This window comes from Serratia sp. 25CWL12 (genome assembly GCF_055790885.1).
The window spans coordinates 3,013,040-3,039,912 of record NZ_CM147698.1 but is presented as its reverse complement, the minus strand read 5'-3'; the positions used below and the strand labels follow the sequence as shown (position 1 = coordinate 3,039,912).

20 protein-coding genes, 1 tRNA gene and 5 pseudogenes are annotated in these 26,873 nt (G+C 45.1%); 17 read left to right on the top strand and 9 right to left on the bottom strand.

What is annotated here, in order from left to right:
• Nucleotides 1-71: 71 nt before the first annotated feature.
• The 3 genes and pseudogenes from ACX9GV_RS13160 to fucO all read left to right on the top strand — a co-directional run bounded on the left by ACX9GV_RS13160 (nucleotide 72) and on the right by fucO (nucleotide 3,197).
• Entirely contained in the window at nucleotides 72-1,070 is a 999-nt protein-coding gene (locus tag ACX9GV_RS13160) for a LacI family DNA-binding transcriptional regulator (protein ID WP_037384022.1), read from the top strand.
• Nucleotides 1,071-1,354: 284 nt separating this feature from the next.
• A pseudogene (locus ACX9GV_RS13155) lies at nucleotides 1,355-2,001 on the top strand (L-fuculose-phosphate aldolase).
• A 47-nt stretch (nucleotides 2,002-2,048) separates the two neighbouring features.
• A complete protein-coding gene (fucO, locus tag ACX9GV_RS13150; RefSeq protein ID WP_473195834.1) occupies nucleotides 2,049-3,197 on the top strand; it encodes a lactaldehyde reductase in 1,149 nt (382 codons plus the stop codon).
• 99 nt (nucleotides 3,198-3,296) lie between these two features.
• On the opposite strand, the gene ACX9GV_RS13145 is transcribed toward fucO, so the two are convergent.
• Nucleotides 3,297-5,474, bottom strand: a complete 2,178-nt coding sequence (locus ACX9GV_RS13145) for an extracellular solute-binding protein (protein ID WP_473195833.1) — start codon at nucleotides 5,472-5,474, stop codon at nucleotides 3,297-3,299.
• Nucleotides 5,475-5,891: 417 nt separating this feature from the next.
• Between ACX9GV_RS13145 and ACX9GV_RS13140 the strand changes: the two genes are divergently transcribed.
• From ACX9GV_RS13140 to ACX9GV_RS13130, 3 genes are read left to right on the top strand one after another with little or no spacing between them, the layout of a single operon-like run.
• Complete coding sequence (locus ACX9GV_RS13140; protein ID WP_473195832.1) at nucleotides 5,892-6,713, top strand: MBL fold metallo-hydrolase; 822 nt, start codon at nucleotides 5,892-5,894, stop codon at nucleotides 6,711-6,713.
• Nucleotides 6,714-6,725: 12 nt separating this feature from the next.
• Nucleotides 6,726-7,961 carry an MFS transporter gene (locus tag ACX9GV_RS13135; protein ID WP_473195831.1) on the top strand — a complete coding sequence of 412 codons (1,236 nt, stop codon included), beginning with the start codon at nucleotides 6,726-6,728 and terminating at the stop codon, nucleotides 7,959-7,961.
• A 34-nt stretch (nucleotides 7,962-7,995) separates the two neighbouring features.
• Entirely contained in the window at nucleotides 7,996-8,709 is a 714-nt protein-coding gene (locus tag ACX9GV_RS13130) for an MgtC/SapB family protein (protein ID WP_473195830.1), read from the top strand.
• Between the two features lie 63 nt (nucleotides 8,710-8,772).
• Here the strand turns inward: ACX9GV_RS13130 and ybcJ are convergent, their stop codons facing one another.
• Together ybcJ and folD are read right to left on the bottom strand one after the other, a co-directional pair.
• On the bottom strand, nucleotides 8,773-8,985 hold the full coding sequence (gene ybcJ, locus ACX9GV_RS13125) for a ribosome-associated protein YbcJ (RefSeq protein WP_023489231.1): 213 nt from the start codon (nucleotides 8,983-8,985) through the stop codon (nucleotides 8,773-8,775).
• Between the two features lie 11 nt (nucleotides 8,986-8,996).
• Nucleotides 8,997-9,863 (bottom strand): bifunctional methylenetetrahydrofolate dehydrogenase/methenyltetrahydrofolate cyclohydrolase FolD, encoded by an 867-nt coding sequence (folD, locus tag ACX9GV_RS13120; RefSeq protein WP_473195829.1) that lies wholly within the window; start codon nucleotides 9,861-9,863, stop codon nucleotides 8,997-8,999.
• A 310-nt stretch (nucleotides 9,864-10,173) separates the two neighbouring features.
• On the opposite strand from folD, the gene ACX9GV_RS13115 reads away from it, so the two are divergent.
• From ACX9GV_RS13115 to ACX9GV_RS13080, 8 genes and pseudogenes are all read left to right on the top strand, one after another.
• Nucleotides 10,174-10,250: transfer RNA gene (locus tag ACX9GV_RS13115), tRNA-Arg, on the top strand.
• Between the two features lie 195 nt (nucleotides 10,251-10,445).
• Nucleotides 10,446-11,657, top strand: coding sequence for a tyrosine-type recombinase/integrase (locus tag ACX9GV_RS13110; protein WP_473195828.1), 1,212 nt, complete (start codon nucleotides 10,446-10,448; stop codon nucleotides 11,655-11,657).
• Nucleotides 11,658-11,831: 174 nt separating this feature from the next.
• Nucleotides 11,832-12,122 carry a hypothetical protein gene (locus tag ACX9GV_RS13105; RefSeq protein WP_473195827.1) on the top strand — a complete coding sequence of 97 codons (291 nt, stop codon included), beginning with the start codon at nucleotides 11,832-11,834 and terminating at the stop codon, nucleotides 12,120-12,122.
• A 465-nt stretch (nucleotides 12,123-12,587) separates the two neighbouring features.
• Nucleotides 12,588-13,553 carry a GTPase family protein gene (locus ACX9GV_RS13100; protein ID WP_473195826.1) on the top strand — a complete coding sequence of 322 codons (966 nt, stop codon included), beginning with the start codon at nucleotides 12,588-12,590 and terminating at the stop codon, nucleotides 13,551-13,553.
• Nucleotides 13,554-13,605: 52 nt separating this feature from the next.
• Nucleotides 13,606-14,658 (top strand): hypothetical protein, encoded by a 1,053-nt coding sequence (locus ACX9GV_RS13095; RefSeq protein ID WP_473195825.1) that lies wholly within the window; start codon nucleotides 13,606-13,608, stop codon nucleotides 14,656-14,658.
• Nucleotides 14,659-14,685: 27 nt separating this feature from the next.
• On the top strand, nucleotides 14,686-15,168 hold the full coding sequence (locus ACX9GV_RS13090) for a DUF4234 domain-containing protein (RefSeq protein WP_473195824.1): 483 nt from the start codon (nucleotides 14,686-14,688) through the stop codon (nucleotides 15,166-15,168).
• 114 nt (nucleotides 15,169-15,282) lie between these two features.
• Nucleotides 15,283-15,450: pseudogene (locus ACX9GV_RS13085) on the top strand (transposase domain-containing protein); the annotation flags it as partial.
• Between the two features lie 60 nt (nucleotides 15,451-15,510).
• A pseudogene (locus ACX9GV_RS13080) lies at nucleotides 15,511-15,692 on the top strand (ATP-binding protein); the annotation flags it as partial.
• Nucleotides 15,693-16,070: 378 nt separating this feature from the next.
• Here the strand turns inward: ACX9GV_RS13080 and ACX9GV_RS13075 are convergent.
• Together ACX9GV_RS13075 and ACX9GV_RS13070 are read right to left on the bottom strand one after the other, a co-directional pair.
• Nucleotides 16,071-17,294, bottom strand: a complete 1,224-nt coding sequence (locus ACX9GV_RS13075) for a helix-turn-helix domain-containing protein (RefSeq protein WP_473195823.1) — start codon at nucleotides 17,292-17,294, stop codon at nucleotides 16,071-16,073.
• Nucleotides 17,291-17,938 (bottom strand): hypothetical protein, encoded by a 648-nt coding sequence (locus tag ACX9GV_RS13070; RefSeq protein WP_473195822.1) that lies wholly within the window; start codon nucleotides 17,936-17,938, stop codon nucleotides 17,291-17,293. The genes ACX9GV_RS13075 and ACX9GV_RS13070 overlap by 4 nt, the downstream gene beginning before the upstream one ends.
• A gap of 308 nt (nucleotides 17,939-18,246) precedes the next feature.
• On the opposite strand from ACX9GV_RS13070, the pseudogene ACX9GV_RS13065 reads away from it, so the two are divergent.
• Nucleotides 18,247-18,519, top strand: a pseudogene (locus ACX9GV_RS13065) (IS3 family transposase); the annotation flags it as partial.
• Here ACX9GV_RS13065 and ACX9GV_RS13060 read toward each other — a convergent pair.
• From ACX9GV_RS13060 to ACX9GV_RS13045, 4 genes and pseudogenes are all read right to left on the bottom strand, one after another.
• Nucleotides 18,513-18,699 (bottom strand): annotated as a pseudogene (locus ACX9GV_RS13060) (transposase); the annotation flags it as partial. The pseudogenes ACX9GV_RS13065 and ACX9GV_RS13060 overlap by 7 nt on opposite strands.
• A gap of 93 nt (nucleotides 18,700-18,792) precedes the next feature.
• Complete coding sequence (locus tag ACX9GV_RS13055; protein ID WP_473195821.1) at nucleotides 18,793-20,013, bottom strand: hypothetical protein; 1,221 nt, start codon at nucleotides 20,011-20,013, stop codon at nucleotides 18,793-18,795.
• An 88-nt stretch (nucleotides 20,014-20,101) separates the two neighbouring features.
• Nucleotides 20,102-21,136, bottom strand: a complete 1,035-nt coding sequence (locus ACX9GV_RS13050; protein ID WP_473195820.1) for a DEAD/DEAH box helicase family protein — start codon at nucleotides 21,134-21,136, stop codon at nucleotides 20,102-20,104.
• Complete coding sequence (locus tag ACX9GV_RS13045) at nucleotides 21,121-22,686, bottom strand: ATP-dependent nuclease (RefSeq protein ID WP_473195819.1); 1,566 nt, start codon at nucleotides 22,684-22,686, stop codon at nucleotides 21,121-21,123. The genes ACX9GV_RS13050 and ACX9GV_RS13045 overlap by 16 nt, the downstream gene beginning before the upstream one ends.
• Nucleotides 22,687-23,354: 668 nt before the next feature.
• Here ACX9GV_RS13045 and ACX9GV_RS13040 point away from each other — a divergent pair.
• Together ACX9GV_RS13040 and ACX9GV_RS13035 are read left to right on the top strand one after the other, a co-directional pair.
• Nucleotides 23,355-23,804 carry a helix-turn-helix domain-containing protein gene (locus ACX9GV_RS13040; RefSeq protein ID WP_473195818.1) on the top strand — a complete coding sequence of 150 codons (450 nt, stop codon included), beginning with the start codon at nucleotides 23,355-23,357 and terminating at the stop codon, nucleotides 23,802-23,804.
• A gap of 1,013 nt (nucleotides 23,805-24,817) precedes the next feature.
• Complete coding sequence (locus ACX9GV_RS13035) at nucleotides 24,818-26,416, top strand: DUF3987 domain-containing protein (protein ID WP_473195817.1); 1,599 nt, start codon at nucleotides 24,818-24,820, stop codon at nucleotides 26,414-26,416.
• The last annotated feature ends 457 nt before the right edge of the window (nucleotides 26,417-26,873 follow it).

The window sequence follows — 26,873 nt, the reverse complement described above, 5'->3', positions numbered from 1 at the left end:
CTATATGTATTGAACATCTGTTATATAATGACCATAATTTTCAATAACAGATATCTCCGGGAAAAACAGTAATGGCCAAGACAGTAGAACAGATTGCAACTGACCTGAATTTGTCAGTTACAACCGTGAGGCTGGTATTAAGTAATAAAGCGCAGCAGTATCGCATTAGCCTTAAAACACAAGCCCGGATTAATGAGCATGTAGAGCGTTATGGCTATACGATTAACCATTCTGCCCGTAGCCTGAAATTAAATAAAACCGACACCTTAGGGTTAATTATTCCCTGTATTTCAAACGTATTCTTCGCCACACTGGCAGAAAAACTAGAATTACGTTGCCGTAAATCCGGCTTTCAGTTAATGATCAGTTGTACTTATAATGATGTCGATTATGAAAATAAATTGGTCACCGCGTTGATTGCCCGTAATGTTGATGGCCTGTTTATTACCCCTTCCACACTGGAAAATCAGCAGCATCATTTACGGCAGGTAAAAAAACCGCTGGTGTTACTGGATCGCGATTTTAAATTTACCGATAACGCCCTGGTTGAGTCAGATAACTTTGCCGGGGCGGTCATGCTAACCGAAGCGATGTTGCAAGCAGCTAAAACCCCGCTGTGGTTTTTAGTAGGAGATACCGCGTTGCCGAGCATTAATGATCGACTACAGGGTTATCTGCACGCATTACAGCAGGAGCACCCCGGTGAGCCACAATGGGTTGAGCAAACGGATGAAAATACCCCTGAAGGTGGCGCACAATTGATGAAGCAACTTATTGCTCGCGGCGGTGTGCCAGAAGCCTTTATTGCTTCATCGTTACCCATGTTGGAAGGGGCGATCAAAGCGCTTCGTGAGCACTGTGGTGATATCCCACATCATATTAATATCGGTACCTTTGATGAACACCCGATGCTGGGCTTTTTATCCAATAATGTCTGGTCAATGCAACAGGATGAAGATACCTGGGCAGAAAAAGCATTTGAATTAATGCAACAGGCCATTGATGGTCAACCCGCACGACGTACAGAAAAAGTGACCATGAAACTGATTAAGCGTCGTTGTAACCTCTGATCATTATTCTCGCCTTAAATCTGCCGGTTAACCCTATTTATTGACCTTATTTTTACCGGCAGGTACCCATTTATTTAAAACGCCAGCTAACAAATGCCCGTTTGCGATTAATTAACCTTAAACGGGCATTTTTTATTGCTGTTGTGATTCTGTTTTTAAATAAATAGGGCGATTATATTGAGCTTTGTCACATATTTTTATCTGAAATTTTATTATTAACTGAGGCCGGTTGAATATCAGTGCATACCTTCACTTGATTTTTAATTTGAGCAACGAGGCAAAAAATGGCAAGAGATAAACTCGCTCACGACATTATTCACACCTGCTTAGAGATGACTCGCTTGGGGCTTAACCAAGGCACGGCGGGTAATGTGAGTGTGCGTTACCAAGACGGTATGCTGATTACCCCCAGCGGTATTCCCTATGAGGATCTGACGCCTGTGCACATCGTCTATATTGATGGCAACGGCAAACATGAAGCAGACAAGGTCCCTTCCAGTGAATGGCGTTTTCATCAGGCGGTTTATCAAACACGGCCAGATGCCAATGCAGTGGTGCATAACCACGCTATAAATTGCACCGCGGTCTCGATTCTTAACCGGCCCATCCCGGCTATTCACTATATGATTGCCGCCGCCGGGGGAACTCTATCCCATGCGCTCCTTATGCCACCTTCGGCTCAAAACCGCTTTCTGAGCAAGTTGCCGTTGCGCTGAAAAACCGTAAAGCCACGCTATTACAACACCACGGGATGATCGCGTGTGAAGCCAATCTGCAAAAAGCGCTGTGGCTGGCTCATGAGGTTGAAGTATTGGCGGAACTTTATCTGTCAATCTTACCGATTGTTGATCCCGTACCGGTGTTATCTGATGAAGAAATCGCCATTGTATTGGAGAAATTTAAGAGCTATGGCCTGCGGGTTGAAGAGTAAAACGAAAACGGCGGGACACTGTTTTTCTTACTACGGAGCTTTTCATTATGGCAAATCGAATGATCTTGAATGAAACCGCATGGTTTGGGCGTGGCGCGGTCAACCAACTGGCACCCGAGGTTAAACGCCGGGGATACCGTAAAGCGTTGATTGTCACCGATACCACCTTGGTGGCCTGTGGTGTGGTTGCAAAATTGACCTCGAAACTGGATAAAGCTGGCCTTGATTATCAGATATTTGATGCAGTTATGCCCAATCCGACCATCCGCGTAGTACAGCAAGGGTTAGCAGTATTTAAGGAGAGTGGGGCGGATTACTTGATCGCCATCGGCGGCGGCTCACCACAGGACACATGTAAAGCGATTGGCATTATTACTGCCAACCCAGAGTTTGCCGATGTCCGCAGCCTGGAAGGTGTCGCGCCCACTCAACGCCCCAGCGTGCCTATTTTAGCGATTCCTACCACTGCCGGTACGGCGGCAGAGGTGACGATTAATTACGTCATCACCGATGAAGAGAAACGCCGTAAATTTGTTTGCGTTGACCCTCATGATATCCCGTTAGTGGCTTTTATTGATGCCGATATGATGGACAGCATGCCTGCCGCGCTGAAAGCGGCGACCGGTGTGGATGCGCTGACCCACGCCATTGAAGGGTACATTACCCGTGGCGCATGGGAATTAACCGATACTTTGCACCTTAAGGCGATTGAAATTATCGCCCGTTCATTACGGGATTCAGTGGCTGGCAATTCAGATGCCGTAGAAGATATGGCGTTAGGGCAATACATTGCCGGGATGGGGTTCTCTAATGTGGGCTTAGGGTTGGTCCACGGTATGGCACACCCACTGGGGGCGTTTTATAACACGCCACACGGCGTGGCTAACGCGATTTTACTGCCTCATATCATGCGCTATAACGCGCAATTTACCGGGGAGAAATACCGCCAAATCGCCCAGGCAATGGGGGTGGATGTTTCACAAGCGACCTTGGATCAGGCGCGTGAGTTAGCGGTGAACGCGGTTGAAGCACTCAACCAGGATGTGGGCATCCCCGCTTCGCTTGAACAGATAGGTGTACGAAAAGAAGATATTGCACAACTGGCGCAGGCGGCATTTGATGATGTCTGTACCGGTGGTAACCCGCGCACCGCCACCTTGGAAGAGATTGCAGCACTCTATCGGGCCGCGTTTTAGCGCGTTCTATACCATTACTATTCAAGTTGTAGGCGGACTATGTTCAGTACCTGACTTCTTTATCGGTTGGGTATTGCCCTACAGCTTGCCGTTCAATGCTCAGACATGCGCCTCGTTATGCAGACGCTGATTGATATAATCAATGGCCTGTTCTGGGCTCATCATTTGGTTCAGTACGTTAGTGATCCCTTGCCCAATAATGATCTCCGCATGGCGTAGATTGAAGCGTTGTCCTTGCAATCCGCGAGATTCACGGATGCCAGTACCTGAGCTATCACGTAATAAGTTAAACCATGGGTAGTGATGCAAAATGCGCTGGTTCTGATAGATACAGCGGTGGGCGCTATTACCACCAAGCAGTACCAGATGTTCGGTGATTTCCGCTGAATATAGCCAGTGAAAAAATTGCGCTGCTGGTTCCTTCTTTTTGCTAAAACGCGACATCCCTAAGGTTCCGCCCCCCATCTGTGGTTTATCACCGGGTACTGGCGCATAGCCAATGGCTGGAGATAGTGGGCTATGTGCCACGTCATTAAACAAATTCATATACATGATCAGCATCGCCAGCTGCCCTTGCTCAAATTGCGCCACTGAGCTGTTCCACCATTCACTGTGCAGATTGCAAGTAACGGTAAGCTGTTGCAGATATTGCTGCAAAGCGCTAATGGCGAGCTTGGGTTCGAGTTGAATCGGACTATTTTGCTGTACTAACCGCCCACCTAGCGCGTAATAACGCAACAGGTATTCGGTGGCGATCAAGCCTGAACTCCCTAATGTGGTTGATGACCCCATCGGTCGTTGTGGATCCCCCGGTTGATGAATGGCACTGAAAAAGGCAGCAATAGCATCAAATTCTGCAAAGGTGGTGGGAACTTTCAGTTCTTTAGCGGTTTTCTCATAGAACATGCGCTTGATGGTGGCGTCTTCAAACAGGTCGCGGCGGTAGAACAACAGTTGTGTGCTGGCATCAAAGGGTAACGCGTAGGCCTCTTCGCCGATTAGGCTGAAGTGGTGGTTAACCTCCGCTGGAAAGTTTTCCAGTAAGCTAGGCAACTCAGGCGAAATGTCTGCCAGCGGTGTGAGTGCTTGTTGAGCAAACCAAGGGAAGCAGGCCATGTCGATACGCAGCAGGTCGTAATAGGGGTGCAGATGCAGATTAGAAAGAATAGTAAACACTTCGTCATAGGGATAAATAGCCAGGTTTACCTTGATACCACTTTGGCGATAGAAATGTGGCAGTAGCTTTTTTAACGCATCAGTTGAGGGGCTTGGCAGAATGAGCATATTCAGCGTTTCCCCTGCAGCCGTCGTCCGTGGTTTTGGCTGAACATCAAGGGCGAATCCGCGGTTGGTCAGTACTTGCTCAGTTGATTGCGGGGCCGAATTTTCAAGATAGCGCGCGATTTCTTGCCCCAAGCGTGCGTAATCCATCTGATAGTTATATTGATTCACTATCACTGCCGGTTCACAGTCGCTCAATTGCCAGATGGGGGGGCAGGGGCCCGTACTACCCAAGTAGGCAGCTTGAGTCAGACAACGGCTTTTTTCGCTGTCTTGTGCCACCAGTATTGACGGTGGTTGACCATTAAAAAAGGCAAATGCAGCGGTGTGGCATTCACTGGCTGGTGACGGGATGGTGATCAACTCGGTCGAAGGACTTAACCGCGCCAGTGTGATTTTCAGTGAATCGACAAACTGGTGGCTATGGGTATAAGTAAGAGGCTCGCAAAATATACCGACTTGTTGAGGATGTTGCTGGGCAATGGTGGTGGCAATGGCGGTTGCTGCTTGGCAAAAATCGAGGCTGAATCGGGTCTTGGCTTGCAGGGGATGTCGATAAACAAACAGAATCTGCTCGGCGGGTAAACGCAGCGTCTGATAATAGATTTCACTGTCGTTAAGGCAAGAAACAGTGACGATGCTTTGGTAGGATTTGGCCGCCAGTGTTTGCAGGATCTCAATTTCTTTAGTCGGCAGGTCGTTGCTGATATACAAGTCAAGCGTACCAACAACGGACAAAGTTAACGATTGTTGAAGACCGCGAAACAGCTGGTGATATTGTTCGCTGTTGATGTTAGGCAAGATCAAGGCAATACCGCTGTTTTTACTGGTGCGTAGTGATTGCGCCTGAGCATTGATCTGATAACCCATCTGTTGGGCGGCTTGCTTCACGGCTTCAATTTTTTCAACACTCACGTTGCCACGGTTGTTCAATACGTTGGAGGCTGTGCCGTGGGAAACCCCTGCCAGCTTTGCTATGTCCTTGATTGTCGCCATTTTTATTATCACGCCTACCAATCTGTGTTGATGCTAATACTAGCAAGGTCACAGGGCTATCGCGATTTTTTTATCCCCACCACGTAAGTTCTTCAAATCGAATGCCTAATTTTGGATCGTTCCATAAAAATACGGTCACTACTTGTTCTTTTTACAGGCGGTATATGGGCTGTCACTACAATCTCCATAAGTTGTAATATTTATTTAACAATATGATATTAAGCTATTTATTTAAATATTTTGAGTGCTGTCACCAAAATGCGTCAACGCTATTGTTTAATTTTTACCCTGATGTTTATTATTGACACGTTCCAAAGTGCTTTGTGTGTTGGCCAGGGATGTAGCAAGCCACTGTCTGGCTGCATCTTGAAATAATGGGAATGAGAGTAATTAACTCACTGAATAAAAGGATAAAAAATGAAAATACACTTTTTGGGTTCGGCAGCATCTGAAGGTATCCCTAATCCATTTTGCCGCTGCGAGCATTGCCAGCAAGCTCGTATTCTAAAAGGGAAAGATATACGTACCCACTCTTCGGTGATGATTGATGAGGGGATGTTGATTGATATGGCGCCAGAGTTTAGTCAGCAATTGCTGCGTGATGGGCTGGATGCCAACGGGCTAACCGATCTGTTGTTTACCCATACTCATCCAGACCATTTCAATGTCGGTGAGTTGTTTAGCCGAATGGAAGGGTACGGCTTTAATATTGACCATCCGCTGGAGATTTTTGGTAATGATCGGGCCATCAATGGTTGTGCCTCAGTGCTGCCCGGTTATAGCAAACAACGTTTTGGTTTTCATTGCCTGGTACCGTTTGTCACTGTGGAAAGTCATGGCTATCGGATCACACCGCTGTTGGCGAACCACGCCAAGTGGGAGTTTTGCTATGTATATGTGATCGAAAAGGGCGGGAAAACGATTTTCTATGGTCATGATTCTGGCTGGTTCCCAGAACTGACCTGGCAGTGGCTGCAGGGGAAAGTGTTGGATCTGGCGGTGCTGGAATGTACTTATGGTTTTAATGGCGATGACCGTACCGATAATCATATGAGCCTGGAGACGGTTTTTGCAGCACAAGAAAAGTTACGAACTATGGCGTGCCTGCATGCTGAAAGCCAGATTGTGGTGTCCCATATTTCCCACAGTGGCAAGTTACTGCACGATGAGCTGGTAGCCGCCTGTGCTGCTAAAAATATCACCGTTGCTTATGACGGTTTGACCATTAACCTTAAATAGGGGAGGTGTCCCATGGAATTAAATAAAACGCCTCGCCTGTTGATTATGATGTTTGTGCAGTATTTCATGCAGGGAGCTTGGAATATGACGTTGGGGCTGGTGCTGAGTACTTACGGCATGGCGACCATCATCGGTACTTCTTATGCGCTACTGGGGCTAGCGACCATTCTTTCGCCACTGTTTATCGGGATGGTGGCTGATCGTTTTTTTGCTTCGCAGAAAGTGATGGGTGTCCTGCATCTGATTAATGCCGGGGTACTGCTTTGTGTACCGCAGTTTATCGAAGCCCATAACTCGACTATGACGCTGGTGATGATTTTTCTGGTCGGGTTGTTGTTTTACCCGACGACTGCGCTGGCAAACAGTATCAGCTTCAGTCATATCAATGGCGTAAAATCTTTCCCTGTGATCCGTGTATTTGGCACCTTTGGTTTTATGGCCATTGGTTTCATTATTGGGCAGATGGGCTACTCGGGTAACACGATGACCTGGTATATCGCTTCGGCAGCTGGCGTGGCATTAGGTTTATATTGCTTTACTCTGCCTAATACCCCGCCGAAGGCCAAAGGCAGTGCATTTACCTGGCGTGATTTGTTGTGCCTGGATGCCTTGGCGCTATTTAAGGATCGCAATTTCACTATTTTGATGCTGAGCATCTTTGTGCTGATGATCCCCAAAACAGCCTATTCCGCCTATATTCCCGTGTTCCTTAAGGCGCTGAGTTTTGATAATGCAGCGACAATGATGCAGGTAGGAACCGCTTTTGAAGTGCTCTTTATGTTCCTGTTGTCATTCTTTTTACTGAAAGTGGGTTTCAAAGTCACCTTGATGATAGGGGTAGTGAGTTGGATTATTCGTTCGATGCTGTTTTCCCATGCGGCGGTGGATAGCAATGTCATGTTTGTGTTGATTGGCCTGATGTTACAGGGGTTCTGCTGGGATTTCTTCTTTACGGTGGGGGATATCTATGTGGACCGTAAAGCACGTCCAGAGATCAGAGCTCAGGCACAGAGCCTGCGTTTTATGGTTTCCAATGGTTTTGGGCTCTTGTTCGCCTCAACCATTTGTGGGCAAATTTTCAACCATACCGTAACTGAAAAAGGGCCGCAGGCATTACCACAATGGGAAAGCTTCTGGTTATTCTCGGCGATTATTGCTGCCGTTGTTTCACTGTTCTTCCTTGTTTTCTTTAAAGACGACCTTTCTAAAAAGAAAACATCGACAGAAGTTGCAACAGCCAGATCATAGCCGTGCATGTCGGGTTGCAGAAAAAGGAAACAACATGGGGAGCTTGTTATCACTGATTGGCGAGTTTGCACCACTCCATCTGGCAACGGTCACCAAAATCGTTATGGCATTCGTTCTCGGCGGCGTGATTGGCTTGGAACGTGAGTTTAAAGGTAAGCCGGTTGGGTTTAAAACCTGTGTCATCATCGCCATTGCCAGTTGTGTGCTGACGATAGTGTCTATTCAGTCTGCTGAGTATTACGCTGAAATTTCGGCCAATATTCGCAGCGATCCGATGCGACTGGCTGCACAGATTATCAGTGGAGTCGGTTTTTTAGGCGCAGGGGTCATTTTACACCGCCGTGACGATGCCATTTCAGGCCTGACGACTGCGGCAATAATTTGGGCATCGGCTGGGGTGGGTATTGCCTGCGGAGCCAGTTTCTATCTGCACGCATTATTGGCGACGGCGCTGTTTTTATTGGCGATCAAGCTCAGCCCATACGTTGTTTTGCTGCAATCCAGATACCAGTATCTGGGCAAGGTTACAGCGCGTCTGATTCTGGATGAGACGGAGGGGTTACCTTTGTTGATGAGCAGGCTTAACCAGCAGAGAAACTTGATTGATGCGATGACCATCCGTGATCTGAAGAAAAACAAGATCGAAGTGAACCTTAAACTGACGATAAGAAAACCAACGACTCTGCATGATCTGTATAGCATGTTGCGCAGTATTGACCATGTCTGTTTCGTCGCGCTGGAACATTGAGTTTTTGATTAAAACCATGCCGGGCTACAGATTAGCCCGGCATGATTTAGCGGGCAGGTAATATCAGGCTTTAACCATCACGTTCATGCCGCGGTAGCTGACCTTTTGGCCATCAACGATTTTGCAGCGTTTACGTGTTTCCACCTGGTCGTTAACTTTTACCAACCCTTCAGCGATCACTTCTTTAGCACCACCGCCGCTGTCACACCAGCCCTGTAACTTCAATAGATCACACAGTTCGACGTGAGGGTGATTTTCCAGATTAAAAATGTCCATACTGCCTTAACTTAGTTAGGTTGAATGTCGTGATATTCCTCGCAGGCTTGCAAGGTATTTTGGATCAGTGTTGCTACCGTCATTGGGCCGACACCACCCGGCACCGGCGTAATATAGGCTGCCCGTTGGCTGGCGGCTTCAAAATCTACATCCCCGACGACTTTACCACTTTCCAGGCGGTTGATACCGACATCGATCACAATTGCACCCGGTTTGATCCACTCGCCAGGAATAAACCCGGGTTTACCGACGGCGACAATCAGCAGATCCGCATGTTCCACATGGTGGCGCAGATTCTTGGTGAAACGATGGGTCACGGTGGTGGTACAGGCGGCCAGCAGCAGCTCCATACTCATTGGGCGGCCGACAATGTTGGACGCTCCTACCACCACGGCATTCAGGCCATAGGTATCGATATTGTAGCGTTCCAGCAAGGTGACGATACCCCGTGGGGTACAAGGGCGCAGTTTGGGGGCGCGTTGACACAACCGGCCAACATTGTAAGGGTGGAAACCGTCAACATCTTTATCCGGCAGGATGCGCTCTAACACCTTTACATTATCAATCCCTGCCGGTAACGGCAGTTGCACCAGAATGCCATCGATCTCAGTATCAGCATTCAATTTATCGATCAGCGCCAACAGCTCTGGCTCGGTAGTAGACGCGGGGAGATCGTATGAGCGCGAGATAAAGCCCACTTCCTCACAGGCTTTGCGTTTGCTGGCGACATAAATCTGTGAAGCCGGGTTCTCGCCCACCAACACCACCGCCAGGCCTGGAGCCCGTTTGCCGGCGGCAAGGCGCTGTTTAACTTGTGCAGCCACTTCATTTCTAACCTGCTGCGCAATCGTTTTACCATCAATAATCTTTGCTGACATCAGTGAGGAAATCCATCATTTAACAAAAGCGGGGGGAATAGGCCTATTTTGTCAGAAGAGAGGCGCGCTGTCAGGCTTTGAATCGGCGTTAGTGCGAAAACCAACCAGAGAACCCTGGTATTTTCCTTTCTATACAATCAAAGATGGAGGGCGGCAACTTGAGTGAACATCGGTTATATCAGAATGTTATGCACGAAAAATCACCATAAAACACGCCTATTGCCGTCAGGTTATGAAAAGGCATTGACTCAATAACCACTGACCGTATAATCCCAACCCGCAACCTCGGTTGCCGCATCCATTTCTCAATGCGCCCTTAGCTCAGTTGGATAGAGCAACGGCCTTCTAAGCCGTAGGTCACAGGTTCGAATCCTGTAGGGCGTACCATTTTGAAGTAAACAGACGTCAATAGACGTCTTTTTTTATGCCTAAAATTCAGTGAATTAGCTGATTCCTGCGTATTTAAACTCTACCTGATTCTACCCGTATCAACCTACATCAAGTACTATCTGTTGGTATATGTGATGGTACATTCCTGTTCAATGAAATCTTATACCAACAACCAGCAACGGAGGGCAGCAAATGGCGCTTACCGATGTGAAGGTAAGAAGTGCAAAACCAACGGATAAGCCTTACAAGCTTACCGATGGTGAAGGGATGCATTTGATGGTGCACCCCAATGGTTCCAAGTATTGGCGTTTGCAGTATCGTTTTGATGGTAAGCAAAAAATGTTAGCGTTGGGTATTTACCCCGAGATTTCTTTGTCTGAAGCAAGGCAGCGGAGAGATGAAGCTAAACGGCAAGTGGCTAATGCCATTGATCCCAGCGAGCAGAAAAAGGTCGAAAAGCATGCTCGTAAGGTTATGGTAGATAATACCTTTAAAGCTATTGCTTTAGAGTGGCATGAATACAAGCGTCCCAATTGGTCAAAAGGCTATGCCGAAGATTTAATGGAAGCGTTCGAGAATGATATCTTTCCTGATATCGGTAAACGCCCGATTGCTGAAATCAAGCCGCTTGAGGTACTCAGTTCGCTGCGAAAACTCGAAAAACGCGGGGTGCTCGATAAACTGCGTAAAATTCGCCAAGCCTGTAATCAGGTATTTCGCTATGCGATTGTTACCGGTAGAGCTGAGACTAACCCAGCCTCTGAACTGGCAAGTGCTTTGACCGCGCCTAAATCCATCCATTATCCCCATCTATTAGCCGATGAACTACCCAATTTCTTGCAAGCCCTTGCCGCGTATTCTGGTAGCCCTATAACTCGGCTGGCAACGAGTATTTTGATGCTGACGGGGGTGCGTACTGTCGAACTACGCCAGGCGGAATGGAAAGAGTTTGATTTTGATAAACGTGTTTGGGAAGTGCCGGTAGAAAGGATGAAGATGCGTCGTCCGCATTTGGTCCCCTTATCCGACCAAGTTGTGGCGTCACTTCGTGAGATTCAAGCGGTGACTGGCCGTTACAACTTGGTTTTTCCTGGCCGTAACGACATCACTAAACCGATGAGCGAAGCGAGTATCAATCAGGTACTGAAAAGGCTTGGTTACCACGGGAAGGCAACAGGGCACGGCTTCCGGCATACGATGAGTACTATTCTGCATGAACAGGGGTATAACACGGCTTGGATCGAGTTACAGCTTGCGCATGTGGATAAGAACACTATTCGTGGCACGTATAACCATGCGCAGTATCTGGAGCAACGGAGGGACATGTTGCAGTGGTATGCGGATTATATTGACTCTCTGGCGAACGGAACCGTTGTACAGGGTGTGTTTAATAAGAGGGCATAACAGTGCCTATACGGCGTAAATACTTAGTGTAGTACAGATACGTCAATCGCATTGATTTATAAGCTAAATAACCACTAACTGTACATAAGCCATTACTTAATATCAGGCATCCGTTCGCCAACGTTCGGGTGCCTTTTTGCTTTTTTAACGTACTGAAAAAGGAGTAATACAGAAATGACAACAATATGCCCAGAATGTGGGTCTGAACGTATTAGTGAGCGCCATATTGGCAGAGTGACAGGAGGTATAGCCGGAGGCGTTGCAGGAGCGCTCAGTGGCGCTGGAACTGGGGCGGCAATAGGTTCTGTCGTCCCTATAGTGGGCACGGCAGCAGGTGCCGTTATTGGTACATTGTTGGGACGATTTGTCGCTGGTGCGACAGCAGGTGCTGTTACAGGCTCAGCAATGGACGGGGTCCTGTTTGATCGGTTTATATGTCGAAACTGTGAACATACCTTCGATTGATATCTGGCACCACTCAGCACAATAAGTCCGAGTTATTGCAGGTTTAAACCAGTAAATACAACCGGTTGGCATTCACCTTATGTTATCCCTATCCCTGAGTCTTCTTTCAATCGATCTGTTGTAACGATCAGTACTTAATTATTGATAGTTAATATCTATTATATTTAATATATCGATCGGTTTAATCAATAGGTTTTACAGATCAGTTTTGCAATTTCGATCGGTATTATCAATTTTACTCCCCCTTGTCTTCCTGAAAAGATCACTACATCCATGCCATCTGGTTGGTCGTTGTCTGCTGTCTTATTTTGTTTTTACTGTCAGTAAGTTACCTCATGTTGAAGTAAGTACGGGTGATGTATGAAGAGGGCTTTAAGCAGTAAACAACCGTTGCGGATTTAAAGGCTATTCAGGGCATTCTGCAGTGAAACGCCAGCTTTGCTGGTTAGCGAAGAGAGGGATTAGATGAAAGATAAAGCAACATCAGGTGATGACTTTAATGGCATGTTTGGTGATTTATTTGGTGACAAATTTGGCAAAAAAACACACCACAAAAAATCAAGTGACGACCCAATTAAGGATGCAGTGGATATTTTGCCTGAGGGGCTCAGAAGGTTCGTTTTCAGCAGGCTTAATGAGATTGTCGGCTATGAGCCAAGGATTGGCATCATGGGTAAAACAGGATCGGGTAAATCCAGCCTATGCAACGCTATTTTCATGGGGGAGGAATGCCCGGTCAGTGATGTGGGTGCCTGTACCCGTGAAATAAAGGAAATGCGCATTCAGTTCGGGAAGCGTTCGATTTACCTCGTTGACATACCAGGCGTAGGGGAAAGTGCTGAACGTGACAGCGAGTACGAAAAACTCTACAGGGAGCTCATGCCAAAACTCGATCTGGTCCTCTGGGTTATCAAAGGTGATGATCGCGCATTTTCAGCCGATGAGCATTTTTACAAAGATGTTCTTATACCCGCAGGAGGTAAAGGAAAAACGCTGTTTGTTTTGAACCAGGTTGACAAAATCGAGCCCTTCCGGGAATGGGATGAACAGAACTGCTGTCCATCTCCTCAGCAGATGGCAAACATTACTGCGAAGAAAGATTACATCACCCAGTGTTTTGGATTTACTGAGTATCCGATTGTCGCCGTAGCTGCTAGTGAAGGCTATAACGTCACTCACCTGGTTGAAGAGATGGTGAGGGCTCTCCCAAAGCAAGCAAAAAGCCCTTTTACAGCACAGGTAAAAAAGGAGCACAAAACAGAAAAGGTAATAGAAGAAGCAACAAACGGTTTCGGCGACACCGTAGATCGGGTTATCGATGAAATTATTGATATGGCTCCGATCCCTAAGCCTATAGCCACCTTGGCGAAAGCTGCCAAAAAAGTCGTTGTGGAAACACTAAAGAAAGCGTGGGATTTTTTCTTCGGTTAACACTTACTCGCCCCTTTTATTTAAGGGTTTTTTATTATTCAAGGTTGGCAATATGAAAAAAATAATGAGGGGTATTACAGTAATAACTGTAAGCCTGTTCTCCGTTGGTACTTTTGCAAATGAAAAGTATGACCTGAAATGTACTCTCGACTCTGGTGCGGAAATGACGGTAAGCCATAGTAGCGATACGGTTTACATCGGATTCGAAAAGCCTGGTGCTGACCCCGAAGAGGGAGGAGAGAGCGTTATTAAACTCGACGTCTCTTCTGGTGGGGTCAAACAAGAATTAACAGAAACGGGCATGAAATATCCGTATTTTACACTAACTGGAACCGATGAAGAGATCAATGGTAAGGTCATCGTTGATTATAATACTGATGAAAATTTAAAAACTACAGCGGCTTTTTCTCATATTGACAGCAAAGGAAATCAAGTTTCAAAAAGTTACTGTAAGCCTAAGACAATTGAGATCAGGGATGACTTGCCTGAAAAAGGTATCATTGATACTAACAATGCCAACAATGCCAACAATGCCAACAATGCCAACAATGCCAACAATGCCAACAATGCCAACAATGCCAACAATGCCAACAATGCCAACAATGCCAACAATGCCAACAATGCCAACAATGCCAACAATGCCAACAATGCCAACAATGCCAACAATGCCAACAATGCCAACAATGCCAACAATGCCAACAATAGTAACATCAGGGCTGAGGATTTATTTAAATTATCTTTAGCCGAGAAGTATCGTGACATTACTCCAGGGAGGTATTACTTCTGGAAATATCAGCTAATAAGTAATGTAGATGGACTTAAGATTCAGAAAATCACGATCAATCGAGGTCGTTGTTCAGTTAATGAGAAACAAATAACCTATCAAACAAAGGTACAAGAAAAGAATATGCTCAACCGTATACGTTATGGTAGTAAAGCTAAACAAATACATGAGGATAAAGAAGTTCCAAGAACCAGTTGGGATCTAAATTACAGTGACGTCTATTATTTCACTGTATCTACAGATAGTGATTACGGCAAGTGTAGACCTCAGGAAGTTGTCATTGAAACCAATAAGGGAAACTCAAAGTTTACCTGGAATTAATAATTGTTTTAAAAAATGGAGAGTATTATGACCGATAAAACTGTAAACACACTCAAAAATAGCATTAATACGAAGGTGCTTAACTTCTTCCTCCTCACTATTGCTACAGGTGGTATCTACCCCATGATGTGGCTGTATCTGAACCAGAAGAAGCTAACGGAAGAAATGAAGAATGACTTCGTTGCTATCGATTATCCGTTATGGCTGGCTGTCGTGACCGGGTTTGGCTGGTTGTTGTCAGATATCGGTATAGCAATAAGTAATAATGCGAATGTATTGGATCACGCTTCTACCCTGCTATCGCTTGCTTCTGGTGTCATGACCATTATCTGGGCATTTAAGGCTAAAACTGCGTTACAGGCATATGCGCTAAATGAGTTTAAATTCGAGTTGAAGATGAATCCTTTCTACACATTCATTTTTAACATTTACTATATTGTCTATTGTATCAATGATATGGAATCAGAGTTGCAGAAGCATCAAATCATTTTTAACCAGAAAAAAGATTAAACGTTTTATTTGAGTGACGTCACCGACCTACAAGGTCGGTGATGTTCTTATGCTGTTTGTTTTTTATATATTTTTTCGGCGGAATTTCAACCTGTCCACAGTATAGGTTCTCTACTGCTGACAGGGGAGCGCATGGCCGGTATCATGAGCCTGCTGCAAACTGCCAAACTCAACGGCCACGACCCTTACGTCTGGTTGCGCGATGTATTGACCCGCTTACCCACCTGGCCGAACAGTCGGATCAATGAGCTATTACCTTACGCCGAAAACAGCTTCAGTTAATATCTGCCAGCTTATTACATTATTTTAATCACGCAATGCGAGTTCACCGTTCGGTTACCGATTATCTTAACCAGCAACTTGCCCTTTGGGTGTGGGGACAGATTTTTGCTAATGATACGGCATTGACTTCAGCTATGTTAGACCGCGTTTTGCATCATTCACATATCTTACAAATCAAAGGGGAAAGTTACCGTATTAAAGAAAAAAAACAGGCTGGCTTAATGGATAAACCCAAGGAGTAGTGGATCACTTTTCGGTTGTTGTTGACACTCAGATAACCGAAAGAAAACCCCTGCATTAGAACCATGCATATGTCTTTGGGTTTTACTCCAAACCAAGTATTGGGCTAATACTGATTTTGGGTCGGACAGCATGTGATAAATATCAAATTTAATTCTAAATACACCCCCATTAATTACCCAAGCTAGATTTTTATAAAACTATTCTCTAGATATTCTCTCGGCATTTATCATAGTGGAATGCTGTATTTAAATTACTATTCCAGTTGGGTTTTCAATATCAGCCATATGTATTTCACCATCTTCGTTTACGTTATGAATTAATCTATTAATTATTCGTATAAGAATAAGCCATGCATTCAGTATGCATGGCTTTGAATATTAAGAATTAGAACGCTTAGGTGATCTCGTAAACTGTACCAAAACGCCTTTTGGCTCATTTACCTGCTCTTCACGTCTCTCGGCCAGCATAGATTTCAATTTTGCCAAATGTACAACGGCAGCTTTCTTGCCAGTCAGATAACCCTCTGATAAACCAACAATCATTTCGACATCGATAGCAGATAATCCCGCAAAAGCGGCAAGTCGTTCAACAGAAATAATACCTGAGGAAGCTAATAATTCTATCGTACGTTTCAACAAGCGTGGTTTTTCAGGTTCACGATAATCATCGCCTGGCTCCGACTTTACACCCCACCGGGCAGAAAGGCGTTTGTAGAGATTCTGTTTCTCCTCCTCGGTAATAATATTTAATGCATATAACCGCATAATGCTTGCCGCGACCGAAATACCATATCGCTGCTTAGTTAAAAGCAGGCTATCCAACGTGACCGGTGTTCTGATTTCTTCAGCAAATGCCTTTGCGGGCAGTAGTAATGCCCCCGCAAATTTGTGAGCTTGACTTTCCTTCAACTTATAACGTTCAGCTTCGAGTTCATTACCCACGTAGCGGTGAAGGATCAGATGTCCAATTTCGTGAGCAAGGTCAAATCTGCTGCGAAAAGCATTACCTTTATCCGAGGATAGGAGGACAAAAGGAACACCTAAAGTCTCACTCCAGGCAGAAAGCCCTTCTATCTGAGCTATCCCCGTTTCCTCTCTGACAACAATAATGCCGTTACTCTCTGCGGCTAATGCAAGGTCTGGTATTTCTTTTGTGCCAAGATTCCAGAGGGCACGGCACTCATTAGCTGCATCTTCGATATCTGTATCACCAATTTCATCGATGTTTGTAAAACTACGGAGCGGTAATTTTAGCTCCGGCAAATCTACAAACTCAGTCAGCTTGGTAACTAACTCATTAGCCCAATGGATACGAGTTTCTAACATTGCTCGTGCCGCTACATGAGCCGAAGCATTACTTCTGAATAAGGGCTTTGACATACTCGGCAACAAGGGACGAGTAAACCATTCAGGAGTGACATTTACGACTGTCGCTAAACGTTCTAAAGCCTCAGACTCTGGAGCCTGCTGGCCAGAACGCCATTTGCTAATGGTTGCTGGTGATACGCCCACCATCGTAGCTAATTGAGTTTGGGTTAGCCGCCGGGCGGCTAGCACTTGCACTAGCCTATCCGGTTGAAATTCAGCGATGCCTCGGCTCATACATCATCATCCTCTGTTCCATCTTTTTTGATAATGCCCTTTTTGAGTCCTGGGAATGCATTATCCTCTTGGGACGGAACAACATCATATCGGGTTAAAAAAAGTTCAAGTGGTTCATGGAAAACCCAGCTCTTCCCGTCAGAACTTGGAACAACAATCTCTATAGACATCGGGGCTTCGGGCTGAGTCTGTAGCGAACCGGAAAAACGACATACTACGAACAGTGTAGCTTTTGGCACATCGGAACCGTCGGAGAATAAATCCGGTTGCACCACCTTTTCCACAAAAACGTTCTCAGAGATGAGCGTTTGCTTACGTTTGCTGCGAAAAAGCTTCTTCCATTGATTGTCATTGTAGCTTTCGCGAGCAATGGTGAAGATACCGCTACGGCCTTCGACAATACGGTTGCCACACAACTTGCCGGGGTTACAACCATTCGCTTCGAACACTTCATGAATGGTTTCATTCAAATTTAGATAACGTTCAAGGCCGAGCGCAGTTGCTCTGTGACCTTGGTTTTTCATTTTTGCAGAATCGAAAGAACGCTTTGACGCCGCGTAAATCGCGTCGGAAAGGGCCATGATGAGTTGTTTTGGAACATGTTGAACGATTAGATCTGCCACTTTGGATTTTTTCACGACCATTTCCTATCACTGTCACTGATGGGCACGATTTTACATCAATATTTTTTCGCGTGCATGCACTTTCTCCATTAAAACTTTCCTTTTGCGTGTAGATTTAGATTTTTGGTTATCATTGTTGGAATATTAGAGGCTGATTTGCCTCTTATGTCTATCGGGATTCGATCAATCCAGACCAGACGGTTACGATCTTGCCCCGCCATCTCCAGACAGCTTTTGTATCTTAAGTTAACGATGCCCGCTGGCGTCGGTATTCTCTCGGTGAGTGATATCACAATGCACTATTCGAATGATTTTCATTGTAATGATTGAACGCCCGCCTCAAGAAGCTGCTCGCCGAAGCCATGCTGGATAAGGAGGCCTTCAGGTGGCCCTTGGACGAAAGTACTGACGACAGACCAGAAGCGGCAAGCCGTGGTGTTGATGTGTGATGCGACCAGTCTGTCGCAACGTCGTGCCTGCAGGTTAACAGGTTTATCCCTGTCGACCTGCCGCTACGGGGCACAGCGTCCGGCTGCGGATGCGCATTTATCAGGACACATTACAGAGCTGGCACTGGACACAGACGTTTTGGCTACCGCCGGTAGATGGCACTACAATGTCCAAAAGCGTCTGGAACATCACGCCAAGGGCAGCCAACCCGTATTCGATACAAAATCCCTTCTAAAGTATTTCTGTGTTCCGGCTTGTCATAGACGCGGAGTTCTCAGCGTTAAGTGGATTCGCTTTGACCAGTATTCATCTGTTAATATCGTTCTTGGCATGTTGGGCTGTCGCGGTTAGTTTTTGGCGAAAGTAATTATACCAGTCCTTCATGCCGCCTAATAATCCACCACGAAAGATCAACAGCCCCTAGTCTATTTGGTTGCAGGAGGACAACTTTGCATGCCTGCCACACTGTTGTGAGGAACAAAATGCACTTCGTCGCTTTTACTGTCTTTTAAACGTACCTGGTAAAAACCATTATCATCTTGGAGAACATGCAATGGTTTGCTGTAGGGACTGTTTGCCTCTCTCAGGGCAGCAAGATCCTCGCCAGAGCCAGCAGACCAACGCAGCACGGAACACCCTCGTCCTCCGGATACCATGACCTGAAAGGCATACGATGCCAGATTGCCCCCAACAGGTGGAACGATGCTCGACACTGTCACAATAAATGCTGCAATTAAGGCACCTTGTCTAACGGGGCTTTTGTGTTCCTTGGCATGTAAAAATAAATGAGCACTAACAATCTGGAAAAAACCAACCGCTACGACAAGCGCGGTAGAATATCCCCATAATCTCCAGTAATCCTCTGCTTTCGATGATCTTTCAATGATACGCACGGCAAGAAGCATGCTATTTGTTGCCATAAAAATCTGTAATATCGCTGTTGAGAAAGTTGCCCCCCAGAATTCAAAAGCCATATCACGCAGAGGTATATTCTTCTCAACCAGCCTAGTTGCTCCCCACAGAACCAGCAAGCAAACAACTATTAATGAGACAATAAATAGTGGTGAAGCCCACACAGTATTGCGCGAAAACTCTTCGAGAAAAAAACTCGCAATACTCAAAGTAATAAAATTCATTACCAATAAAATTATCATCCACAGTAACATCAGAAGCAGCGCAATTTTATTTTTTCCGTGTTCTTTTGGCTTCGTCAGTAATGAAACCAACTGTGGTCCATTTTTCTTGATGGGTGCAAACAGCACGGCTGTTGGCATGGCCACTGTAGCCATAAGGATGACCCCGATAAAGATGATCAGAGCCATCATTATCGGTAACGCCGTAATTACTGAAGTCGACGTAATACTCAAAGAGACATGGGTTTGTGTGACGTAGTTGAACAGACAAATCACTGACAGGAAAAGCACCATCCCGCCCAGTGGCCAGGCTCGGTTATGCAGCCATTCCAATCCATCACTGAACTCTCTGCGCCAATCGATATATCTTCCTTCAACTTCTATTTGTGCATTCCCTCTCGATTCATCGCTCTCAAGTGTTAGTGAGGCCTCTGTTGCCTTCTCTGATATGCTCTCGGTTTCGGCAGATGTATTAATTCTGCGGTGGCGTTGCGGTTTACTCTTGTCGGTCATAAAAATCCTTTTATTCAGCGATATTAATCTTGAACCATAGTAACAACTGCACTAACGAAGCTAAATGCTCGTCATTTTCATTAAGTAATCAGTCGGACTTGAACGGTTTGAAGTACTTATCATGTGCTAGGTAGAGATTTCCTCCTGCACGCGAGCATGCCACATATAGCTTATTACGAGTCTGAGCAGCTAAAGCAGCAAAACTACCTCGCTGATAAAGTTTCCAATTCCTATCACTTAGGATGACACATACATCTTGGAAATGATCCATACCTTTACTCGCCCCCCAATTGAGTGAATAGCAGCCGTACTTATAGTGTTCCTGATAGAACAGCTTCACAATGCTGGCGTTGGCATGAATTGCATTGGCATCAGCCTGCGAGGGCACCAGAATAATGGCCGTAGAATCGTTCCGATGTGACTGAATGTTGATATGCAGGTGACCACTGATAAAGTCACAAATGGTCGCCCCACAGCGCCAACTGCGACTCAAAGTTTGCTTGTCGAGTGTTATCCCTGCATGGGCAAAACGCTGTTCATACTTATGGATATCGTTGTGAAGTGTGGAGTTGGTGTTCCCATCACGGCTTGTATCAAAGGTGTGTTGGTAGAAGTCACCTACCAATAAGACATCCAGGCGGGCAGATATGAGTTGGAGAAGTAGATCAAAATCATGTCCGGCGAAGTCCTGAACTTCATCGACAAAAAACTGGTCGTAAAATCGCTCAATTCGCGCAATGACCCGGGGAACAACCCCCTTGACCTGCAGGAGCTTTGCTAGCCGATTGTGAAACAGAAGCCCCCGCGTATCTTTGTAATACTGAATATCTTTTCGCTGGATAGTCTGTGTGTAAGCGGGCGGGGGCCTAAAATTAAGGCCTCGAGTACTCAGTTGAAGTTCAAGCAGTGGCCGGTAGCAGAACCCATGGAGAAACCCGAAGTAAGTGAAGACGGTAATGTTGGGCGGAATATGCCCAAATTTTCGAATAATAGATTGCTGCAAGTGCCTGTAATTATTGTCTGTGTAGGTGACGATCAATGCGCGCTGTTCAAGGTTCAGGCGCTTAATGAGTGTCGAAGTCTTGCCAGAGCCAGCGACTGCAAACATCACCTCCTTATCCATTCAATCGCCTCTATAATGTAGCCAGGGAGAACCAACTCGCTCTCCTTTGCAACCAGAAGCTCGAATGCAACTTCAGCCTTATTGCTCAGCATAAACTCCAAGGGCGTCAGAGTTCTACGCCCTGGCCGAAACAGCTCGTCGCAGATAGACTGATTGTCATAGTAGAGACCAATCTCAAACGTCTTGCGGTCATTGTCTTGATCGGCGAAGACGACGGCATGATTGTTAACAAGATCAGCGTAATTTGCCACGCAATTGCTCTCATAGTTGCCATCATTGTCCCGAATCGCGGCTACCTTGATGCCCAAGAGCCCTGCAAGCTCAAGATAACGCTTAAAGCTGGTACCACCAATAGCGATAATATGGACGTTTTCTTCGGCAGGTAGTCTGCCACCAGACACCTTTTTGTAGAACGCTTCCAGAAGGATGAATTCAGCGTCGCCTTCCACCAAAATCACCTTGTTGGAAAGCACAAACTCCAAGACGTTATTGTCTGGTGCCTTCATGAAAAATTCAGCCGTCTTTTCGGTGAGATCTTTGAGCATTCCGCTCATCTGGGTAGGGCCGAGCAACAAGGCTTTGCGTAGATCTAGACGCGAGCAGATATGGCTGCTATGGGTGGCAATAAAGAGCTGAGTATCTTTGTTTTGAGTGAGTTGCTCAACCAATTGCTTCATCATAGTGTGGCTCAAGTGGTTCTCTGGCTCTTCAAGCAACATAACATCCAAGCCTGACTGGGCCCTGCGGGAGTTGAGAGCGAATTGGGTCTTGATGAAACACTGCCGCCCTTTGCCCCGGTGCTCCAGCGCGATCCCTCCTTCGGTAATAACCAAATCAGATTCAAGGTTGGAACGCACACTTGATCGTACATCGAACTGGTAGCCAGCAAGCTGTTGGTTGAGTCCTGCTAATTCCGCAGTCGTGAAAGCCGACTTGCTCATGCGGTATGTGTTTTCTAGTTGATATCTCGTTTCAACGGGTGTATTGACGTGGTACACCGCACGGGTGTACTCCCGTGCGGCATATTCACTATCAATGCGAGAGCTGTCGAGTAAGAGATGTCGGATTGGACGGTTGAAGCTAGTGTAGGGATTACGTGCGAAAGTAATGAATTTGACTGTGTAGTACTCAAACGGGAAGTTTCTGCCATGACCTGTAAGTGCCGCTTGAATCGCATCACCATATTCATGCGCTGGTTCAATTACCATGCGAAGACCATCAGCTTCCCTGCAGTCCAGATTCCCAGCTCCGTAAAGGCTCTGATCTTGACCATCCTCAAGAAACACATCGACAATGAGTTGCGGTAGCTGATCGACACCTCTGGGGCCGTTTAGGAACTCCTCAATGAGTGGCTTGCAAAATAGAGTATCGAAACCAAGGTTTTCTACCCGAATACGGCTAGCGCTTAGCGCAAGATCAAGGGCAAGCAACACTGAACTCTTGCCTGTTTCATTGTCCCCGATAAGAATGTTACGGCGAGGATCGAGGTCGAGGTCAAGACGCTGGAATTGCTTAAAATTCTGAAGGATTACCTTTCGTATAACGGGCATAGCGACTCCCTTGTAGATGTAGCTAACGATCCGCATTACCACCAACCGGCACGTAAGCAATACTCCTTTCCTTCAGCATCTCATAACAGCTGATTTGGCTAGCTATAAGATACTCTTTTGCTTCACCTATCTATGGCCGAAAAAGTACTAGTAACCAGCAATATAGATATCCATTGGTTTAGCGAAGCCAATGTTTGAACAACTATCTTAAGCTAAGTCGAACAGTCTTAGATGACCTATAAAAAACTTTAATACTTTCAGTCTTTTTGAGCAAAGTATCAACAAAAAAAGTCCATAAAATGTACTTTTTTATCAGATTTACTCTGTTTGTTTTAGAAAGGGGGGATATGCAAGTAACGCCGCCAGATCATCTTCAACTGCATAAAAATCGTAGGTGGGAACATTCAGAACATCAGCAATCCGGCAGACAAACTCAAGGAATTTGGTGGTGTTGATGCATTTATTGGTAGCCTACCTTCGATAATTATCGCTCTATATCAGAGTATGTGGGCACTATAGTTCGAAAACAAATCAATTTATCGTACTTTAATAATGTAAAAAAGTGATCCACTACCTATTTTAATGGTTTCTCGTCTAAATTAACGTATAATAGTACGAGATAATCTAGATGCGAATCACTTTAGTATGTTTACTGGAGTAGTAAAACAATGAAGAGCAACAACTCTGTCCCACCATTGGATCAGCAAGAATTTTTAGTGGGGGTTGAGCATTTTGGTAAAAGACTGAAACAGGCTATTGGTAATGAATTGATCGCGTCTTTTGCCAGAAAATGTGAAATATCGGAAGCCTCTGTCAGGAAGTACTTGAAAGGAGGAATGCTGCCCGGAATTGATATTGCTGAGAAAATTTCGGCGCATACCGATCGTTCGCTGACCTGGCTCATTACTGGAAAGGGGGATGAGTACAAGGATAAACACAATCTAAAGGCAAACCGCCTATCAGATGAAGAAATTGCCAAATGGTGGGACTGTATCGCCGATGCACTGACGGTTGACGACAAAATCCGTATTATTGCAGCCTTTAAGCACGGTGGTCTTAACGCTTTATTCAAGTCAGAACTTGGCATAAGTAAACCTGACATAGCAAAAGGGCGGTAACTCTTCTGAGTCGGTCTGCCAGTGAGCAGATCATATCCAGTCATTATCAATGACAGTTGTCCTTCCCATGAAGAAAATGCAGTATAGTCAGCCTGGAACAATCCAATAAGGTGATAATCAATGGGCTCAGTACACCAACGTGAACACACCAAAATGATTAACAAGGTTATTCGTGAGCTTGCCAGGCAGCAAAACGAACCTGTCAGTGTTATTGTTGACCAACTTTTCCATAACACAGGGATAGTGCAGGCGAGTATATTGCATGAAAGGTTTCGTGAAGTCTTTCAGCAGCGTTATCCCAATGAGTCGTTTAACCACGTTATCTGGTGCCCTTTCTGCGATTGCTTCGACCTTACCCATCGTGCAGAACCAACGATACACGATGAGTCTTTCTGGACATTCAGTTCTACTCAGTTTTAATGGCCTCCTTTCGTGCTAAATTCCCATTTCAAATAAATTACTAATTAAAACAATGCAATAACCCATCATGATTGATAAAACAGGTTCTAAGCGTTTGTTATACCCAAGGCAGGGGAATGTATTCGTCAATGCAATTAACGCTATCAGGTGGGCTTATAGGCTGTTTGGTTAGGTGTTGTGTTTATCATCTCGTTGTTGAGATCTGATTTACTTTCCTTCTGGTTATAATTCCAGCTCCAGTCACCACGACTGATGCCGGTTCAGCAGACTGCCTTCAATGCGGTGAAACATCCCCGAGCATCGTCGGCAGCTTTTGCCCAGCGTCAATACGCGCGTCTCCTGCCAGGAAAGAAAAGAGTTTCAGCAGCGAATGGTAAACGTCATGGTCTAGGATAGCGGAATAGAGTAAGGAGAATGTGCTATATATCCGGCGTGCTCGCTCTATGATGTCAGTTTGACGGACGGCATGGCGAGTGGACCATGGATTGGAGATTTTCGTTCCCTTGAATGGCTACACACTCGATTTTTGATACCATATGCTCAATATGGGACTTGAATCCGTCGGTTCCCAATCAGTCACAAAGGTGATAATAATGAATAATACGAATCACTATCCTGTAAATGCATTTATACCGATATTACGTGATGCGATTAATGCATTACATGAAGAAACTCAGTTTCCTGTTGAAATGATTGGTAGCACACTACTGGCGGCAACAGCCCTGGCCCTCCAACCGCTTATTGAAGTCATCTCTCCGTTCGATACGGAAGAAACAGAAAAAACGGAACCTTGTTCATTGTATTTCCTGACGTTAGCCAAATCAGGAGAAGGTAAGGGACCCATCTACGATAAAATCATGGCACCGTTTAACACATTTGTAACAGAAATGCATACGGAGTTTAAAACGTTACAGGATGCTTATAACAAAGAGTATGCTATCTGGGAGACCATAAGAAAGGGACTGAGTAACTCCTTACAGAAAGCGTCAAAGAACGGAGGTGACTACAGAGCTGAGGAATTACTGCTTAGAGAACATTTGGATAAGAAGCCTGAGAAGCCCAGAGAATTTAAAATGTTTAATAATGACAGCTCACCAGTTGCTCTTATGGAACAGTTAGATAAATATCCTTATGCGGGGTGTTTCGCCAGTGAGGCCATGGCATTTTTCTCAGGGTATCTGAAAAACAATCAGGCTCTGCTCAACAATTTGTGGAGCAATGAGGATTATCCGTACGACCGAAAAAATAAAAGTATTTTGCTGACCGATTGTCGTCTGACAATTTTACTTTTGACTCAGCCATCAGAGTTTGAACGGTATGTACAAAAACAAGGTAATAGAAGTATTTTAAATGGTTTTCTTGCTCGTTTCCTGATTACAAACACGACCAGCACAAAATCACAACGAAAAATAAATTTAGATCAAAGAGCGTCACAGGAAACACTCAATAAAACACTTAATCACTTCAAAGGCTTCCTTCAAAAACAGAAGGAAATTTTTTATAACAAGTCTATCCCAGTCAAAAAAATAGCATTGTCCGCTGAAGCAAAGGCTTTATATAAACGCAAATGTGAGCAATACAACTCAAGTATAGCAAAGAATCAAAGACTGGAACATATACCCGCATTTGCGTCTAAAGCAACGAGTAACGCTATTAGAATTGCTGCTATGTTCGATTATAATGAAGGCAGCATATCAGCATCTACATTAGAAGATGCTTTTACCATAACAGAGTGGCACCTTAATCAGGCTGCCATGTATTTCTACGAATCAAGTGAACAATTTAAGCTCAAGCAAGATGTGTATGAACTGTTTGACTGGATTAAAAAAAGATTCACTTCTCCTATAGGTTATGTCGAATTTGTTAACCCCCAAACAAATCAACGACAACAGTTAAAATTACAACCATGGCAACCTTTTTCTAAAGGCGAGATTTTAACAGGCGGGCCAGCAAGACTGAGAGAGGCAAAAAGGTTAGAGCCTGTCTTAAATCAGCTAATTGGATTGGACTTGATAGTCACCATTCATTATCCTCCACTTAAAGCGCTTTATATCGCCATTCCGTGTTTCAACCAAAAAATCAACCTGCTTGAGGCGTTGCATTATAGTGCTCCATATCAATTAAAGCATACTAAAAATAACGTTGAAAGACACCTGGATAATTATGATCCCTCAAGGCTGTGCTGGCAATAATGTTAACCAAGTGTTAATGTTGATACCGATTTACCTTGTGATACTCATCATCACTTTACTGTAAGTGCTTAGGAGACTGGAAGGATGATGATGGATAAATAGCAGGTTTCGAATGGGTGCATCATTGTCACTAAGTCTGCTAAAGCTGCTAAAATTTAGATTTTAGCAGCTTTAGCAACATTCTAAATCAAAAAAATTTAATTTAAATTCACAATAAAATCTATTTGTCAATTTATTTGATGCCTGCGGACTTGATTTTTCACTGAGAGATAGGCACCCTAGGATTTAGTGATATGTTGCGTAAATATTTCATTTTGAGTCTGTTTCTATTGCATCGTCATGAAGTGGCAATATGCTATTTGTCTATAGAAATAACATACCCGCGACCCCATATTACTATTATCCGCACAGCTCATGTGTAGATGCACCATTTAAAAATCCAGCATGTTATCTTGAA